Annotated in this window: 13 protein-coding genes; 5 read left to right on the top strand and 8 right to left on the bottom strand. The window is 74.5% G+C overall.

The genetic code is table 11. The features are described from left to right. Nucleotides 1-52: 52 nt before the first annotated feature. The 3 genes from ACFT5B_RS01370 to ACFT5B_RS01360 all read right to left on the bottom strand — a co-directional run bounded on the left by ACFT5B_RS01370 (nucleotide 53) and on the right by ACFT5B_RS01360 (nucleotide 4,535). Entirely contained in the window at nucleotides 53-2,836 is a 2,784-nt protein-coding gene (locus ACFT5B_RS01370; protein WP_386796175.1) for a PASTA domain-containing protein, read from the bottom strand. A gap of 207 nt (nucleotides 2,837-3,043) precedes the next feature. Then, nucleotides 3,044-4,084: an aldo/keto reductase gene (locus ACFT5B_RS01365; protein WP_386796174.1), complete on the bottom strand. Its 1,041-nt coding sequence runs from the start codon at nucleotides 4,082-4,084 to the stop codon at nucleotides 3,044-3,046. A 34-nt stretch (nucleotides 4,085-4,118) separates the two neighbouring features. Continuing rightward, on the bottom strand, nucleotides 4,119-4,535 hold the full coding sequence (locus ACFT5B_RS01360; protein WP_386796173.1) for a MerR family transcriptional regulator: 417 nt from the start codon (nucleotides 4,533-4,535) through the stop codon (nucleotides 4,119-4,121). Between the two features lie 160 nt (nucleotides 4,536-4,695). Here ACFT5B_RS01360 and ACFT5B_RS01355 point away from each other — a divergent pair, with 160 nt between their 5' ends. Continuing rightward, the gene (locus ACFT5B_RS01355) at nucleotides 4,696-5,241 is read left to right on the top strand and encodes a hypothetical protein (RefSeq protein WP_386796172.1); all 546 of its coding nucleotides are present in this window, start codon (nucleotides 4,696-4,698) and stop codon (nucleotides 5,239-5,241) included. Here ACFT5B_RS01355 and ACFT5B_RS01350 read toward each other — a convergent pair. Beyond that, nucleotides 5,222-5,542 carry a DUF2087 domain-containing protein gene (locus ACFT5B_RS01350; RefSeq protein WP_386796171.1) on the bottom strand — a complete coding sequence of 107 codons (321 nt, stop codon included), beginning with the start codon at nucleotides 5,540-5,542 and terminating at the stop codon, nucleotides 5,222-5,224. The genes ACFT5B_RS01355 and ACFT5B_RS01350 overlap by 20 nt on opposite strands. 102 nt (nucleotides 5,543-5,644) lie before the next feature. Between ACFT5B_RS01350 and ACFT5B_RS01345 the strand changes: the two genes are divergently transcribed. From ACFT5B_RS01345 to ACFT5B_RS01335, 3 genes are all read left to right on the top strand, one after another. Beyond that, nucleotides 5,645-6,142: a hypothetical protein gene (locus tag ACFT5B_RS01345; RefSeq protein ID WP_386796170.1), complete on the top strand. Its 498-nt coding sequence runs from the start codon at nucleotides 5,645-5,647 to the stop codon at nucleotides 6,140-6,142. 71 nt (nucleotides 6,143-6,213) lie between these two features. Beyond that, nucleotides 6,214-7,932, top strand: coding sequence for a bifunctional phosphatase PAP2/diacylglycerol kinase family protein (locus tag ACFT5B_RS01340; protein WP_386796169.1), 1,719 nt, complete (start codon nucleotides 6,214-6,216; stop codon nucleotides 7,930-7,932). Continuing rightward, on the top strand, nucleotides 7,929-8,981 hold the full coding sequence (locus tag ACFT5B_RS01335; RefSeq protein ID WP_386796168.1) for an LLM class flavin-dependent oxidoreductase: 1,053 nt from the start codon (nucleotides 7,929-7,931) through the stop codon (nucleotides 8,979-8,981). Before ACFT5B_RS01340 ends, ACFT5B_RS01335 begins: the two co-directional genes overlap by 4 nt. 24 nt (nucleotides 8,982-9,005) lie before the next feature. On the opposite strand, the gene ACFT5B_RS01330 is transcribed toward ACFT5B_RS01335, so the two are convergent. From ACFT5B_RS01330 to ACFT5B_RS01315, 4 genes are all read right to left on the bottom strand, one after another. Further along, nucleotides 9,006-9,599: a TMEM175 family protein gene (locus tag ACFT5B_RS01330; RefSeq protein ID WP_386796167.1), complete on the bottom strand. Its 594-nt coding sequence runs from the start codon at nucleotides 9,597-9,599 to the stop codon at nucleotides 9,006-9,008. Between the two features lie 7 nt (nucleotides 9,600-9,606). After that, the gene (locus tag ACFT5B_RS01325; RefSeq protein ID WP_386796166.1) at nucleotides 9,607-10,050 is read right to left on the bottom strand and encodes a hypothetical protein; all 444 of its coding nucleotides are present in this window, start codon (nucleotides 10,048-10,050) and stop codon (nucleotides 9,607-9,609) included. Nucleotides 10,051-10,343: 293 nt separating this feature from the next. Beyond that, nucleotides 10,344-10,781, bottom strand: a complete 438-nt coding sequence (locus ACFT5B_RS01320; RefSeq protein ID WP_386796165.1) for a type II toxin-antitoxin system VapC family toxin — start codon at nucleotides 10,779-10,781, stop codon at nucleotides 10,344-10,346. After that, entirely contained in the window at nucleotides 10,778-11,110 is a 333-nt protein-coding gene (locus tag ACFT5B_RS01315) for an Arc family DNA-binding protein (protein WP_386796164.1), read from the bottom strand. Before ACFT5B_RS01315 ends, ACFT5B_RS01320 begins: the two co-directional genes overlap by 4 nt. A gap of 210 nt (nucleotides 11,111-11,320) precedes the next feature. Between ACFT5B_RS01315 and hrpA the strand changes: the two genes are divergently transcribed. Next, a complete protein-coding gene (hrpA, locus tag ACFT5B_RS01310; protein ID WP_386796163.1) occupies nucleotides 11,321-15,982 on the top strand; it encodes an ATP-dependent RNA helicase HrpA in 4,662 nt (1,553 codons plus the stop codon). The last annotated feature ends 69 nt before the right edge of the window (nucleotides 15,983-16,051 follow it).

Below are 16,051 nucleotides of genomic sequence, written 5' to 3'. Positions count from 1 at the left end.
GAGCGTAGGTGGTCGGTGCGGACGCGTCAGCCGGAGCACACCGCCGACGCCGTCACTCCGTCTCCGGCTCCCGGGCCGCCTCGGTCGCGGTGGCCGTGGGAGTGGCCGCGTCAGTCGGGGTCGGCGCGGCCGCGGGCTCCGTCGGGTCGGAGGTGGGCGTGGGGTCGGAGCTGGGCGTCGGGTCGGAGGTGGGCGTCGGGTCGGGGGTCGGCGTGGGGTCCGGCGTCGGCGTCGAACCGGAACCGGACGAGACGACCAGCGTCACCGTCGTCCCGACGTCCACCGTGGTGCCCTCGCCCGGGGTCACGCTCACGACGCCGCCCTCGGGGATGGTCTCGGACGGCTGCTCCGTGGCCGCCACCACGACCGCGAGACCGGCCTGCGTGAGCTTCGCCTTCGCGGTCGCGAGGTCCTGCCCGACGATGCCGGCCGGGACCGTCACCTGCTTGACGGGCTCGGGCCCGCGCGACACCACGATCGCGACCGTGGATCCGGCCTTGACCGACGTGCCCTCCTTCGGGTCGACGCTGATCACGTCGCCGGCGGGGACGTCCGCCGAGTAGGCCTTGGTCGGGGCGCCGGCCACGAGGCCGATCGCCTTGAGCTTCGACTGCGCCGCGGCGAGCTCCGCGCCGACCAGCCCGGACGGGACCTTCACCGCCGTGGGGGTGGGGGTGGGGGTCGGTGTCGGGGTCGGGGTCGGCTTCGCCGTGGGGGTGGGGGTGGGCGTGGGCTTCGCCGTCGGCGTGGGCTTCGGCTTCGAGGTCGGCTTGGAGGTCGGCGACTTCGTGGTGCTGTGGTCCGACGGCGCGGGCGGCGCGTCCTCGACGTCGACGGGCGCCGTCGGGCCGGTGTACCCGGCGATCGGGGTCCCGGTCGGCAGTACACCGCCGGAGTAGAACTCGAAGTGCCAGGGCTCGGGCTTGCTGCCGTCGGGGTGCGCCCACGACGGGTTGTCCCACCCGTACGCCGGAGCGTGCTGGCGCATCCACACGTACTCCGCGGAGTGGCCGGTGGAGATCGGGTAGCCGAGGTCGACCGCGAGGCCCCAGCCGTGGTTCGACGTGCCGGGGACGGCGGCGAGGCCGGGCTTGGTCTTGCGAAGCTCGATCTGGACGGCGATGGGACGGTACGAGTCGGTCATCGGGATGGGGTGCCCGAACTCCTTCTCGTAGAGCTTGTCGAGCGCCTCGAGGCGGTTGGCGGCGTCGCAGCGGAGCATCTGCCCGGGCGCGAAGCTCAGCGGGCAGAGCGCCGACGCCGGGATCTCGCCGTTGCGATACCCGTCCACGCTCGTCCCGTACCGCTGGGCGAGCACCTGGAGCTGGTGGGCGAGGGTGCCGGTGACCGCCGTCGTCGTGCCCGGCGCGCCGAGGGCGCCCGGTCCGGTCGGGTCGGTCGCCGTCCCGGCTGCGTCGACCGCGTCGAGCGCCGTCGCGAGGCGCTCGGCCGCGGCGACGACCTCCGCCCAGGTCACCGGCGCGGTGCCGTCCTGGGAGTCGGGGTCGGCGAGCACGCCGTCGTCACCGCTCGCGGCCGTGCCGTCGCTCGTCCCGGTTCCGGTCGCGCCCGGCGTCGCGGTCGCCGACGGCGTCGCGCCGGTCGTCGGGGTCGAGCCCGGCATCGTGGCCCCGGCGTTCGGGACGCTCGGGGTCGCCGCGCCGGTCGGGTCGGTCGAGGGGATCCCGCTGCCCGCGGACGGCGTGGGCACCGTGGCTGCGCTACCCGCGGGGCTCGTCGGGACGCCGGACGGTCCGCCGTCGAGGCCGGCGGTCGACCCCGTGGTGGGCGCCGTCGTCGGAGCCGAGGGCGTCGCCGCGGACGACGGCGCAGGGCTGGGGACTGCCGACGGGACCGTCCCGGCCGACGGGGTCGGGGACGGCGTGCCGGTCGGCGCGGCGGTGCCGGTGGGGTCGGGGAGCGCGCCGTCCGCGTCGGTGCCGTCGAGGAGACCCGCAGGGCTCGTCGGGTTCGCCGACGGCACGTCGGACGACGACGCGTCGGACGGTGCGGCGTCGGACCCGGCGGTGTCCGCCCCGGATCCGTCGGCGCCGGTCGGGTCGGCGCCGCCCAGCTCGCTCAGGCCGGTGCCGCTCGGGTCCGCGCTGCCGGCTGCTAGACCGGTCCCGGCGCCGGCGAGGCCGGACGTTCCCGTGGTGGGCAGGGAGCCGTCCGAGGACGTGCCGTCGGCGGCGAGCACCCCGGTGGTCGGGCCGGTCGTGCTGGTCGGGCTGCCCGTCGGCGACGTCGTGCTCCCGGGTGCGGAGGTCGCGGTACCGGTCGGGGCCGTGGTTGGCTCCGTCGTCGGCGTGCCCGTGGGGCCGGCCTGGAGGCCGTCGCCCGGCGTGAGTGCGTCCTGTGACGAGCCCTCCGAGCCGACGACCTTGTCCCAGGGCGACGTGGTCATCGGGTCGGGCGGCTCGAGCGGGCTGACCGGGAGGTCGACGGGCGGCGTCAGGGCGGCGGTCGCGGCCCTCTGCGCGTCGTACGTGACCAGGAGCATCCCGGTCTCGCTCGCGGCCTGGGCGACCGGTCCGCCGACGGCGTCGGGCTGCTGCGCGAGGTAGTCGTCCGCGCGCGAGAGCAGGGCGAGCACGTCCGCGCGGTCCATCGTCGTGACCGGCGCCGCCGTGGCCTCGGGCGTCGTCGTCACGACCGGCGTCGCAGCGACCGGGGTCGCGGGGACGGAGGGCTCCATGACCGCGGGCAGCGAGCCGGGGTGCGCGCTGGCCGCGCCGAGGGCGCCGAGCGACGCCGCGGCCGCGAGCGCGACGACCGCGCTCGCGCGGCGCGCAGCGCCGATCGGAGGCTTGCGGGTGGTGCGATCGGTCAGCATGACTCCCCTGAGACGTACGGCGTCGCGCCGGGTGGCTGCGGTCACACGAGTGGCGCCCTTCCCAGATTGCGCCATCTTCGCGCTGCCCGCCACGTCGCGTCCCACCCGACGCAGCCTACGTCCTCGAGATGACTGCGTGACAACGCTGCCATCGCGAAGAGTTCACCCGCGCGTCATCGCACCGTCGCCGCGCCGCGACCCGGAGGGTCAGCGCCCCACGCCCGACATGTCCTCGTAGCGGGCGCCCGTGACGTTCTCGGGACGGAACGTCGTCTCCAGGGCAGCGAGGTCCTCGCCCGTGAGCGCGACGGTGGTGCTGCCCACGTTGTCCTCGAGGTAGCGCTCGTGGCGCGTGCCCGGGATCGGCACGACGTCGTCGCCCTGCGCGAGCACCCAGGCGAGGGCGACCTGCGCGGGCGTGGCACCGTGCCGTTCGGCGACCCCGCGGACGACGTCCACGAGCGCGAGGTTCGCGTCGAAGGCGTCGCCGGCGAACCGCGGGTTGCTGGCGCGGAAGTCACCGGCGCCGAGGCTGTCGCGCGTCACGGCTCCCGTGAGGAACCCGCGACCGAGCGGCGAGTACGGCACGAGCCCGACGCCGAGCTCGCGCAGCGTCGGCAGGATCTCGTCCTCGAGGTCGCGGCTCCACAGCGAGTACTCGGTCTGGAGCGCGGTGAGCGGATGGACCGCGTGCGCCCGGCGGATCGTCGCCGGGGCGGCCTCGGAGATCCCGAGGTGCCGGACCTTGCCCGCCTGCACCAGCTCCGCGAGCGCGCCGAAGGTGTCCTCGACGGGCACGGCCGGGTCGACGCGGTGCTGGTAGTAGAGGTCGACGTGGTCGAGCCCGAGCCGCTGGAGGCTCCCGTCGATGGATCGCCGCACGTAGTCGGGGCTCCCGTCGACACCGCGGTCGACGGGCCGCGACCCGGTCACCTTGATGCCGAACTTCGTCGCGACGACGACGTCGTCCCGGTCCACGCCGGAGCTGCGCAGCGCGCGGCCGAGCAGCTCCTCGTTGGTGTGCGGGCCGTACATGTCGGCGGTGTCGAAGAACCGGACGCCGAGCTCGAGCGCGCGGTGGATCGTGCGGACGGACTCGGCGTCCGTCGTCGAGCCCGCGCCCGACGACGCGCCGTAGAACGCGGACATGCCCATGCAGCCGAGGCCGAGGGCCGAGACGCGGAGGGCGGCGTCGCCGGTGCCGAGGACGCGGGACGGGAGGGCGGAGGTGGTGGTCTCGTGGGTCATGAGACCGAGCCTGGTCCTTCGAGCGCGCTCGAGGTCAACCCCGGCCCTCCAGGTCGAGGCACACGAGCCGCTCCTCGTAGAGCCCGATCTTCGTGTCGATCGCGCGCAGGTGCTCGCGCGTCGCCTCGAGGTCGGCGAGGACGCGGTCCCGGTGAGCGCGCAGCAGCATCAGGCGCGCGTCCTCGTTGCCCTCGCCCGCGCGGCACAGCTCGGCGTACTCGCGCACCTCCGCGATGCCCATGCCCGTGGCCCGGAGCCGCGTGAGCATGACGATCCAGGACAGGTCCGCCGCGGAGTATCGGCGGTGGCCCGACGGCGCCCGGTCGACCGGGTCGAGCATGAGCCCGTCGCGCTCGTAGTAGCGCAGCGTGTGGACGGTGAGCCCGGTCGCGGCGGCGGCGTCGGCGATGCTGAGGCCGGTGACGGCGGGGCAGACGGCGGTGGTGGTCACGTCTCCAGTGTGCGCTTCAGCGACGCTCGCGTGCCGTGCGCTCCGCGAGCCTCCGCAGCCGGCGGGGCTGGGCGTCGCCGCTTCCGCGGGCGTCGCCGCACAAAGTCGCCCCGCACAAAAAGGTCACAGCGTTCTCAGGTGGGTGCGGGAGCATGGTTCCATGCCCTCCGATCTCGACGCCCTTCCGTACGCCCCCGCCCCCGCCCCCGCGACGACGCGCCCCGCGGTCCGCCGCGGGCGCCGGACCGCGGGGCGCGTGCGGGCGGTCGGGGGCGTCGTCGTCGCGCTCGGGCTCCTGGCACCGCTGGCGGCGTGCAGCTCGAACGGCACGGTCGACACGGACGCCGTCCGCCAGCTCGTGCAGGACGCGAGCGAGCAGACGGAGCAGATCGCGTCGGACGTGCACCGCCTCTCGGACCAGCTCGGCTCGATGAAGAGCCAGGGCAACGCGGCGCTGCGGCAGGCGCAGGGCGCCGCGGACGAGGCCCGCACCGCGCTCGACGACGCCCAGCGGTCCTCTTCGACGCTGTCGGCGTCGGCGCGCCAGCGCCTCGAGGACGCCTACCAGGGCCTCGAGGACGCCCGCGGGAAGCTCGAGACGCTCAAGGACGCGCTCCCCACGGCGAGCCAGGCGCGCGCGACGATCGACGACGTCGAGAAGCAGCTCGACAGCCTCGCCACGTCGATCACGAAGACGGTGGGCTGACCTCGCCGGTCCCCGTGCCGCCGCCGAGCTCGTCGAAGACAGTGACCACGGTCCGCCAGTAGGTCGCGCCGTCGCGGGTGCGGGTCACGAGGCCGCGGTCGACGAGGTCGCGCCGGACGCCGACCGGGTCGTCGACGAACGTCGCGAGCCGGTCGGTGAGCTCACGCTCGGTGATCGGGTCGTCGAGCACGAGGACCCGCGTGGCCACGTACGCGAACAGCAGGTCGCGGTCGGCGGCGCGCCGCGGCAGCCGCTCGAGGCGACCACGGACGAGGAAGCGGGTGGGGTCAGGAGCGCTCACAGAACCACTCTCGCACTGCCCTCCACCGAACCTCCACGAGTTTGTAACCCATACTCTGTTTTCTCTCTGTCTTCTCGCAGGAAAGCACGGCAGACTGGTTCCGTGACGTCGCCGCTGACCTCGGGCCCGGCGTCGTGGCGCGAGGACGCGGCCACGACGTCCCTCGCGGCGCGCTATGCGGCCGCCGGCCTCCTCGCGGTGGCGGCCCTCCTCTTCCTCGGCGGCGGCCACGAAGCCCTCGCCTCGGCTCTGCACGACGCCCGCACCCAGACCGCCGCCCTCGACGTCGACCTCGCGCGCGTCGACGGCGAGATCGACGCCCTCTCGGGCGCGCTCGCCAACGAGGTCGCCGACGCGGTCGAGTCCGCGAGGGCCGCGACGATCTCCGCGGAGGAGGCGCTCGCCGGGGCAGCGGAGGATGTCGCGGACGCCACCGACGAGGCGCGCGCCGCCGTCGCCCTCTCCGACGCGCAGATCGCCCTCGAGGCGGCCGCCGCCCAGGTGCGGCACGTGCGGGGCAAGGTCGGGAGCGGGACGGTCGGCGACTCCCTCACCGCGCTCCTCGCCCACCTCGACGCCCTGCGCCTCGGCAAGTCCTGAGCCGCCACCTCCGAGAGGCCACGGGCACCGAGGGCGCGCGGGGACCCGGCGTCGTGCGTAGCGTCGGACCCGTGACCTCGACCGCGACCCCTCTCGAGCCCGGCGGCGCTCTGGTCCGCCGCGCCTGGGTCCGTGCCCGGCTCGCGATCGGCGCGCGCGGGCGCCACGGCCCCTTCGCCCCGCACGACCGCTGGCCCGCCCTGGCTCGCCTCGACCGCGCCGTCGCCGTGCGCACCGACACGCTGCGGCTCGGGCGCGCCGCCGACGCCTCGCTGCGCGCGGTGAGCCGGCTCGCCGACCACTCCGTGCTCTGGGCGGGCGCGGCGGGCGGCCTCGCGTGCTGCGGTTCGCGCGGCCGCCGGGCCGCCGTCCGCGGCGCGGCCACCCTGCTCGCCGCGAGCGCCGTGGCGAACCTCGTGGCCAAGCCGCTGCTGGGTGGCGAGCGCCCCGCGGCGTCGGGCCTCGACGTCCTGCGCCGGCTGGCCGACTCGCCCGCGTCCGGGTCGTTCCCGTCGGGGCACAGCGCGTCCGCGGCGGCGTTCACGCTCGGCGTCGCGACCGAGTGGCCGGCCGCGGGCGCCGTGCTCGCGCCGGTCGCGGCCGGCGTCGCGTACTCGCGGATGCACGTGGGGGCGCACTGGTTCTCGGACGTCGTGGGCGGGGTCGCGATCGGCGCCGCCGCGGCCGCCGTCGGCAGGCTCGTGGTCCCCCGGCCCGTGCGGCGGCGCCCGCCACCACCGCCCGCGCCCGCGGCCGACCTGCCCCCGCTGGCGGACGGGTCCGGGCTGTTCGTCGTCGTGAACCCCGCGTCCGGGCCGGACGGCGCCGACCCCACCGACGCGATCCGGGCCGCCCTCCCGGCGGCACGGGTCCACGTCCTGGCGGAGGACGACGACGTCGCCGCGCTCGTCGCGGACGCCGTGGCCGGGGGCGCGCGCGCCGTCGGCGTGTCCGGGGGCGACGGCACCGTCGGGTCCGTCGCGGCGGGCGCGCGGGCGCACGACGCCCCGCTGGTCGTGTTCCCCGGCGGCACCCTCAACCACTTCGCCAAGGCGCTGCACCTCGACGGCCGCGACGTCGACGACCCCGTCGCCCTGGTCGCGGACGCGGTCCGCTCGGGCACGGGCGTCCTCGTCGACGTCGGGGAGCTCGAGGTGCACGCGCCCGGCGAGGAGCCGGTCACCCGCACCGTCCTCAACACGTTCGCCCTCGGGGCCTACCCGACGCTCGTCGAACGGCGCGAGCGGCTCGAGCCGCGGCTCGGCAAGTGGGCGGCGGCCGTCGTCGCGGCCGCGCAGACGCTGCCGGGAGCGGAACCGCTGCCCGTCCGGGGGCCGTCCGGCGAGCGCGACGTCTGGTCGCTGTTCGCCGGGATCGACCGGTACGCGCCGCGCGGCCCCGCGCCCGTCGAGCGCACCCGCCTCGACGACGGCATCCTCGACGTCCGGTCGGCGCTCGCCGAGCGTCGGCCCAGCCGGACCCGCGTCCTCGTCCGCACGGCGCTCGACGGCGTCGGGTCGCGGCTCGCCGCACGGGTCCCGCGGACCCGGGGCTGGCTCGCGACGGCGGCGGACGAGCTCGAGGAGGTCGAGCTCGTCGTGCCGGGCGGGACGACCGTCGCGCACGACGGGGAGACGCTCGTCGTGGGACGGGACGGGGCGTCGTCGGTGCGGCTGCGGCTCGCCCTCGAGCCCGCCGCCCTGCGCGTGTACGCGCCCGCGCGGCACGACCCCCAGGGGTCCGTCGGCACCGGAACAGCCCGAACACCCGTGGAGTTGAGGCAGGCATGACGCTGGAGCTCGGTCTCGACACGTTCGGAGACGTCACCGCCCTGCCGGACGGCACACCGAAGCCCGCGGGCCAGGTGATCCGCGACGTCGTCGAGGAGGCCGTCCTCGCCGAGCGGGTCGGGCTCGACTTCTTCGGGGTCGGCGAGCACCACCGGGCGGACTTCGCGGTCTCGGCGCCGGAGGTCGTGCTGGCGGCGATCGCCGGGCGCACCGAGCGGATCCGGCTCGGCTCCGCGGTGACCGTGCTGTCGTCCGACGACCCGGTGCGCGTCTACGAGCGGTTCGCGACCCTCGACGGCGTGTCCGGCGGGCGGGCCGAGGTCATCCTCGGGCGGGGGTCGTTCGTCGAGTCGTTCCCGCTTTTCGGCTACGACCTCACGGAGTACGAGGACCTCTTCGAGGAGAAGCTCGAGCTGTTCGACGCGCTCCGCACCGAGAAGGCCGTGTCGTGGGCGGGGAGCAAGCGCAGCTCGCTCAAGAACCAGCACGTCTACCCGAAGACCGAGCGCGGGTCGCTGACGACGTGGATCGGCGTCGGGGGGTCACCCGAGTCCGTCGTGCGGACGGCCCGCTACGGCCTGCCCATGATGCTCGCGATCATCGGCGGCGAGCCCGCCCGGTTCCGCCCCTACGTCGACCTGTACTGGCGCGCGCTCGGGGAGTTCGGGTGGTCGTCCGCACCCGGCGGCGGGCCGGGCCGGATCGGCATCCACTCCCCCGGGCACGTCGCCGAGACCGACGAGCAGGCGCGCGACGAGATCTACGAGCACTTCGAGGCCATGAACAACCGCATCGGCGCCGAGCGCGGCTGGCCGCCGTACTCGCGGGCCCGCTTCGAGCACGACGCCGGCCCCGACGGGTCCCTGTACGTCGGGTCGCCCGAGACCGTCGCGCAGAAGATCGCGGACACCGTCGACCGGCTGGGCGCCACCCGCTTCGACCTCAAGTACTCGACCGGGACGCTCCCGCACGAGACGCTCCTGCGGTCCATCGAGCTCTACGGGAACGAGGTCGCACCGCGCGTCCGCGAGCTCCTCGCCGCGGAGTAGGACCCAGCGCGCGCCGGCGGTGGCTCAGCGGCCCGCGGTGCCGTGCTCGGCGACGAACCGCTCGACGCGGCGGTCCGGAACGAGCCAGATGAGGGCCGCCACCACGAACATCCCCACGCCGACCAACGGCTGCCAGAAGGACGCCGCGATGCCCACGAGGTAGAGCACCGGCGAGAGCTTGCCCTTCCAGTCGCGCCCGATCGCACGGGCGAGCGGCCCGTCGACGCCCTGACCCCTGATGAGGGTGCGCTGCAGCAGGAAGTACGCCACAGCCGCGAAGAGCAGGTCGAAGCCGTAGACCGCCGTCGGGACCGGGTCGAAACCCGTCTCGTCCATCCACGACGTCGTGAACGGGAAGAGGGAGAGCCAGAAGAGCAGGTGCAGGTTCGCCCAGAGCACCGTCCCGTTGACCTTCGACGCGAGCTGGAGCATGTGGTGGTGGTTGTTCCAGTAGATCCCCACGTACACGAACGACAGCAGGTACGTGAGGAACGTGGGCGCGACGTGCCGCAGCGCCGCCCACGTCGACTCCTCGGGCACGCGCAGCTCGAGGACCATGATCGTGATGATGATCGCGAGGACGCCGTCGCTGAACGCCTCGAGGCGTGACTTGTTCATCGCGCGCTCAGGCGGCCGCGCGGATGACGTCGCCGCGCTCGACGGCGTCGCGGGGCACGTCCTTGAGGAGCAGGCCGACCGTGCCGCCGCTCGCCTCGTCGACCCGCTTGCGCTTCGTCTCGATCCCGGCGACGCCGACGCCCGTCCGGTAGGGGCGGCCGTCGCGGACGAGGTCGACGCAGTCGTCCCGGTGGACGGTGCCGGCGTCGACTGTCCCGGTGACGACGGTCCCTCGGCCGGTGATGGAGAACGCGTCGGCGATCGTGAACGAGAAGGGCACGGTCGGTGCGGGGGCGGCGCCCGGCTCGGGCGGCACCGTGGACGTGACCGTCACGTCGGACGGCGCGGGCACGGCCGCCACCGCGGTCTCGTGCAGGTCGGACATGCCAGGCACCGGGGCGTCGGGGGAAGCTGTGAGGAAGGGCTCACGCTTGCGGCGGAACAGTCCCATGGGCCGAGCCTGCCACAAGGCGGCCGCGCGGACGCCGGGACGCCACCCTAGGGTCGGGCCGTGACCGAGCTGCCGTTCTCCTACGGGACGCTGCGTCTGCCCGACGACGAGCTCCTGGCTCTGCTCGGTGGCCGTGTCGAGCATCGAACGCGCCGAACTGGTGTCGCAGCGGCCAGATGCTGCGCCCGACGAGGGCCTCGACCATGGCCGAGGCGTCGCCGACGACCTGCGCCCACCTTCGACGACGTCAAGGATCTCCCGGACCGTGGGGCCACCGCTGCGGTCCCGACTCCTCAACCGGGCCGCGACGGTGCTGACACCCAGGGATTCACCACACGGACACCGGTGTCCGTGAAGTCCTTGGTGTTCCGTGTGGCGAGCACGGCGTCGTTCGCGAGGCAGATCGCGGCAATCTGGCCGTCCGAGAATGAGATCGGATGGCCGGACAGCTCGCGCGCCACGACGAGCAGGGCGTACCGCTCGGCCGCGGGCGCGTCGTACGCCAGCACCGGAACTGCGAGCGGGCCGGTCAGCAGCCCGCTCAGCCGACGCCGCAACTCATCACGCCGCCGCCCGGGTGGCAGCCGTTCGACGCCGTAGCGGAGCTCTCCGATCACGACGGACGGCAGCCCCACCTGGGTGGGGTCGAGTCCGTCCGCCCAGGCGACGACGCGCAGCTCCGGCCGCGGCCTCATCAGCTCGGACACCACGTGGGTGTCGAGAGCGATCACTCGCCGTCCCCGAACTCGGCGTACCGCGGCTTGTCATCGCGCCGGAGAACGAGAGCGTCGAAGTCGTCGCCGCCCAAGCCGCCGAGCTGTTCGACGAGCCACGTCCCGAGCTTGCGTTCCATCGGACTGGGAACGGAGACCGCCTCGGTGAGGATCTCCCGTACCTCGGCCTCCATCGAGCGCCCGTGGGCGGCCGCGCGGACCCGGATCTTCTGCTTCACGTCGTCGCCGAGCCCTCGGACGGTGATGGTCGACATGTCTGCACCTTCCTCCGTGTCGGCATTGACAGCAATGCTAGCAGCCTCGTCGTCGACGAATGAAGTTGCCACGACTTGCGAGAATGGAAGCCCGTGAGCACCGAACCCCGCACCCCGACGCCCGACTCAGGGCAGCGCCGTCCCGCGCGCCCTGACGCCGGCGGCGACGCGCACCCGGGCGACGCGCGCCCCGACGGGGGCCGACGCTCGGGTGGGCGCTCGAGGCGCGGAAACCGCCGCCGCGGGAACGGTCCGCGTGGTGACCGACCCTCGACGCCCCGGGTGAGCACCGCCCACCTGGAGCGCATGCGCGCGCGGCGTGAGGCCGTCGTCGTGCCGCCTATCACCTACCCCGAGCAGCTGCCGGTGAGCGCGCACCGCGACGAGATCGCGGAGGCGATCCGGGACCATCAGGTCGTGATCGTCGCGGGCGAGACGGGCTCCGGGAAGACGACGCAGCTCCCCAAGATCCTGCTCGACCTGGGCCGCGGGCGGGCCGGGCAGATCGCGCACACGCAGCCGCGTCGCCTGGCGGCCCGGAGCGTCGCGGAGCGCATCGCCGAGGAGATCGGGACGCCCCTCGGCGAGACCGTCGGCTACCAGGTGCGGTTCACGGACGAGTCGTCGGACGGGACGCTCGTCAAGGTCATGACGGACGGCATCCTCCTCGCCGCGATCCAGCGGGACCCGCAGCTCCTCGCGTACGACACGATCGTCGTCGACGAGGCGCACGAGCGGTCGCTCAACATCGACTTCCTGCTCGGGTACCTGTCGCGGCTGCTGCCGCAGCGGCCCGACCTCAAGCTCGTCATCACGTCCGCGACGATCGACTCCGAGCGGTTCGCGAAGCACTTCGGGTCCGACGACGCGCCCGCGCCCGTGATCGAGGTCTCGGGTCGCACGTACCCCGTCGAGCTGCGGTACCGGCCGCTCACGGGCGACGCGACCGCCGACGGCAAGAAGCGGGAGGACCGCGACCTCGTCACGGGCATCGTCGACGCGGTCGACGAGCTCATCGCCCACGACCGCACGCGCCACGACCCGGGGCCGGGCGACATCCTGGTGTTCCTGTCGGGCGAGCGGGAGATCCGCGACGCCGCCGACGCCCTCACCGGCCACTTCGGCGACCGCACGCACGACGCCCGCCAGCCCGGCTACGTCGAGATCCTGCCGCTGTTCGCGCGGCTGTCCGCGGCCGAGCAGCACCGCGTGTTCGCGTCGCACCCCGGGCGGCGCATCGTCCTCGCGACGAACGTCGCCGAGACCTCGCTGACCGTCCCCGGCATCCGGTACGTCGTCGACCCGGGCACGGCCCGCATCTCCCGGTACTCGCGAGCCTCCAAGGTGCAGCGCCTGCCGATCGAGCCGATCAGCCAGGCGAGCGCCAACCAGCGCTCCGGGCGCTGCGGGCGCGTGTCCGACGGCGTCGCGATCCGCCTCTACTCCGAGGACGACTTCGACGCGCGCCCGCCGTTCACCGAGCCGGAGATCCTGCGCACGTCGCTCGCGTCCGTGATCCTCCAAATGATCTCGGTGGGTGTGGTCTCCACGCCCGACGACGTCGCCCGGTTCCCGTTCGTCGACCAGCCGGACACGCGCGCCATCCGCGACGGCGTGCAGCTCCTCACCGAGCTGGGCGCGCTCGAGACGACGGCGGCCGACGAGACCGCGGACCGCGCCGGCTCGACCCGGCTGACCGACGTCGGGCGCCAGCTCGCGCAGCTCCCGATGGACCCGCGCCTGGCCCGCATGATCGTCGAGGGGGCGCGCCGCGGCGTCGCCCGCGAGGTCACGATCATCGCCGCGGCCCTGTCCATCCAGGACCCGCGCGAGCGCCCGACCGAGGAGCGCCCCCAAGCCGACCAGCTGCACGCGCGCTTCCAGGACCCGACGTCCGACTTCCTCACGTTCCTCAACCTGTGGACGTACGCGCGCGAGCTCCAGCACGACCTGTCGGGCAGCCAGTTCCGCCGCCGGGTCCGCTCCGAGTACCTGAACTTCCTGCGCATCCGCGAGTGGCAGGACCTCGTCACGCAGCTCCGCGACACCTCGAAGCCGCTCGGGATCCGCTGGGGCGACCCGGCCCGCGCGCACGGCACGTCACCGTCGGCGCACGCAGCGTCACCCTCGGCGAACGGCGCGTCACCCTCGGCGAACGCAGCGTCACCCTCGGCGAACGCAGCGTCACCGTCGGCGACCACCGGCGCGAACGCGGGCGCGAAGGCGAAGGCGAGCGCAACGCCCGAGGCGGCCGGGCTGGGCGGGGCTGCGCCCGACGATGCGAAGGCCGTGGCGGGCCTGGCGGGAGCACCCCGAGGAACGAGGGGTGCGGATGGTAGGCCGAGCACGTCGGACGCAGCCCCGCCCAGCCCCGCCGCCGGAAGCACCCCGTCGACCTCGACGACCGACCCCTACAAGCGCGCCTGGGACGGCGACACCATCCACAAGGCGCTCCTCGCCGGCCTCCTGTCGCAGGTGGGGATGCAGCAGACGGCGGAGATCAAGGCGTCCGCGCGCACGGGCCGCGACGCGGCACAGCTCAAGCGCATGGCCCGCCAGGCGCGCAACGAGTACCTGGGCGCGCGGGGTATCCGATTCGCGATCTTCCCGGGCTCTCCGCTGAACAAGAAGCCGCCGGCGTTCGTGATGGCGGGGGAGCTCGTCGAGACGAGCCGCCTCTGGGCCCGTGACGTGGCCCGCATCCAGCCGGACTGGGCGGAGGAGGTCGGCGCACACCTCGTGAAGCGCACGTACTCGGAGCCGTCGTGGTCCTCGAAGCGGGGTGCGGCGACGGTCCGGGAGAAGGTGCTGCTGTTCGGGGTGCCGATCGTCGCGGACCGCCAGGTCCTCTACTCACGCGTCGACCCGGAGGCCGCGCGGGAGATGTTCGTGCGGCACGCGCTCGTCGAGGGGCAGTGGACCACCCACCACCGGTTCTGGGCCGAGAACCAGCGCATCCTCGAGGAGGCCGAGGAGCTCGCGGCACGCTCGCGGCAGCGGGGGCTCGTCGTCGACGACGACGTCCTGTTCGAGTTCTACGACGCCCGCATCCCCGACGACGTGGTGTCCGCGCGGCACTTCGACCAGTGGTGGAAGGGCGCCCGCCGCCGCGACCCCGACCTCCTCACGTTCACCCTCGACCTCCTCGTCCCCACCGCCGACGAGATCGACACGTCCCTCTTCCCCGAGCGCTGGCCGCAGGGCGAGCTCGAGCTCCCCCTCACCTACCAGTTCTCCCCCGGCACCGACGCCGACGGCGTCACCGTCCACGTGCCCATCTCCATCCTGCCCCGCGTCAGCCCGGACGGGTTCGACTGGATGGTCCCCGGCCTCCTCGACGAGCTCACCGTCGCCACCATCCGCGCCCTGCCGAAGCCCGTGCGCGTCCAGCTCGTCCCCGCGCCCGACGTCGGCCGCGACGTCGCCGCCTGGCTGCGCGCCAACACGCCCTCCTGGGACGACATGGCGCGCGCCGGCGACATGGCCGAACCCTTCCGCGTCGCGTTCACGCGCGCCGTCCGCGACCTGCGCGACGTCGACATCCCCGACGACGCCTGGCCCGGCGTCCCCGAGCGGCTGCCCGCGCACCTGCGCGTCACCTATCGCGTCGTGTCCGAGCCGGAGCGCGGGGTGGCGACGGTGCTCGGCGAAGGGAAGGACCTGCTGGGGCTGCAGCGCCGTCTGGCGTCGCGCGCGGAGGCGGCTGTGCGGACGGCTGTGCGCGCCGCGCTGGAGGCTGCCGCTGCGGAGGCTGCTCGCTCAGGTCCGGAGGGGGAGGCTGCGCCCGACTCGCTCGGCCTACCATCCGCACCCCTCGTTCCTCGGGGTGCTCCCGCCAGCCCCACCACGGCCTTCGCTTCCTCGGGCGCAGCCTCCCCCTCCTCTTCCGGGTCGTCCGCTTCTCCGCTTGGCGCGTCCGACGACGGCCGTACCGTCGGGTCCTCAGGTGGCGTTCCGGCCGGCGTCGGGTCCGGCGCTGGTGCGGCGCAGCAGGAGGGGGGCGCTTCGGACGGTGCTTCGGTGCTCGTTCGCGAAGTTGCTGTCGTGTCCGGGTGGGCTGCTGATCTTGGAGGGACCGACGGCGGGGTGTTGCCCGCCGTCGTCGAGACGCGGGTCGGGGCCGGGACCGTCGTGCGCGGGTATCCCGCGCTCGTCGAGGAGCAGGACGCCAAGGGAAGGCCGGTCGTCGCGCTGCGGGTGCTCGGGAACGCCGCGAGCCAGGCTGCCGAGCATGCCCGCGGCGTGCGGCGGCTGCTGCTGCAGGAGGTCGGGCTCGCGACCCCGCGCGTGACGAGCCGGTGGACCGGGACGCAGGCGCTGACCCTGGCCGCGAGCCCGTACCGGAACACGGACGCGCTGGTCGCGGACGTGCAGCTCGCCGCGGTGAACGCGCTCGTGCCGGATGCCGCGGACGTCCGGGACGCCGCCGCCTACGCCCAGGTGCGCGACCGCCTGCGGGACGAGCTCGAGGACGAGGTGTTCCGCGTCGTCGGGCACGTCGTGGCCGTGCTCACCGCGGCACGGAACCTCGACGGCGAGATCCGCGCCGGGACGTCGATGGCCCTGCTCAACACCCTCACCGACCTGCGCGACCAGATGGCCGGGCTCGTGCACGACGGGTTCGTGTCCCAGACCCCGCCGCGGCGCCTGCCACATCTCGTCCGGTACGTGCGGGCGGCGTCGTACCGGTTGGACAAGGCTCAAGGGAACCCGAACCGGGACGCCGAGCTCGCGTGGCGCGTCCACGACGTCCAGCAGGCGTACGAGCGGGCGCTCGCCGCGTACGCGGCCGGACGCCCCGACCCCGCGCGCGCGGCCGAGCTCGCCGAGGTGCGGTGGCTCGTCGAGGAGCTGCGGGTGTCGCTGTTCGCGCAGCAGCTCGGCACCGACGGGCCCGTCAGCGAGAAGCGGATCCGGAAGATCCTCGAGCCCGGCGGGTGGTGAGCCCTCCCCGCGAAGTACCCCGGCATCCGGCATACCTCGCGAAGTACCCCGGCATCCGGGGTACTTCGG

Origin of the sequence: Luteimicrobium sp. NPDC057192 (assembly GCF_042670205.1) — a bacterium.
GTDB lineage: Bacteria > Actinomycetota > Actinomycetes > Actinomycetales > Cellulomonadaceae > Luteimicrobium.
The sequence above is the reverse complement of the archived record's forward strand: the minus strand, read 5'-3'. Positions and strand labels throughout refer to the sequence as shown.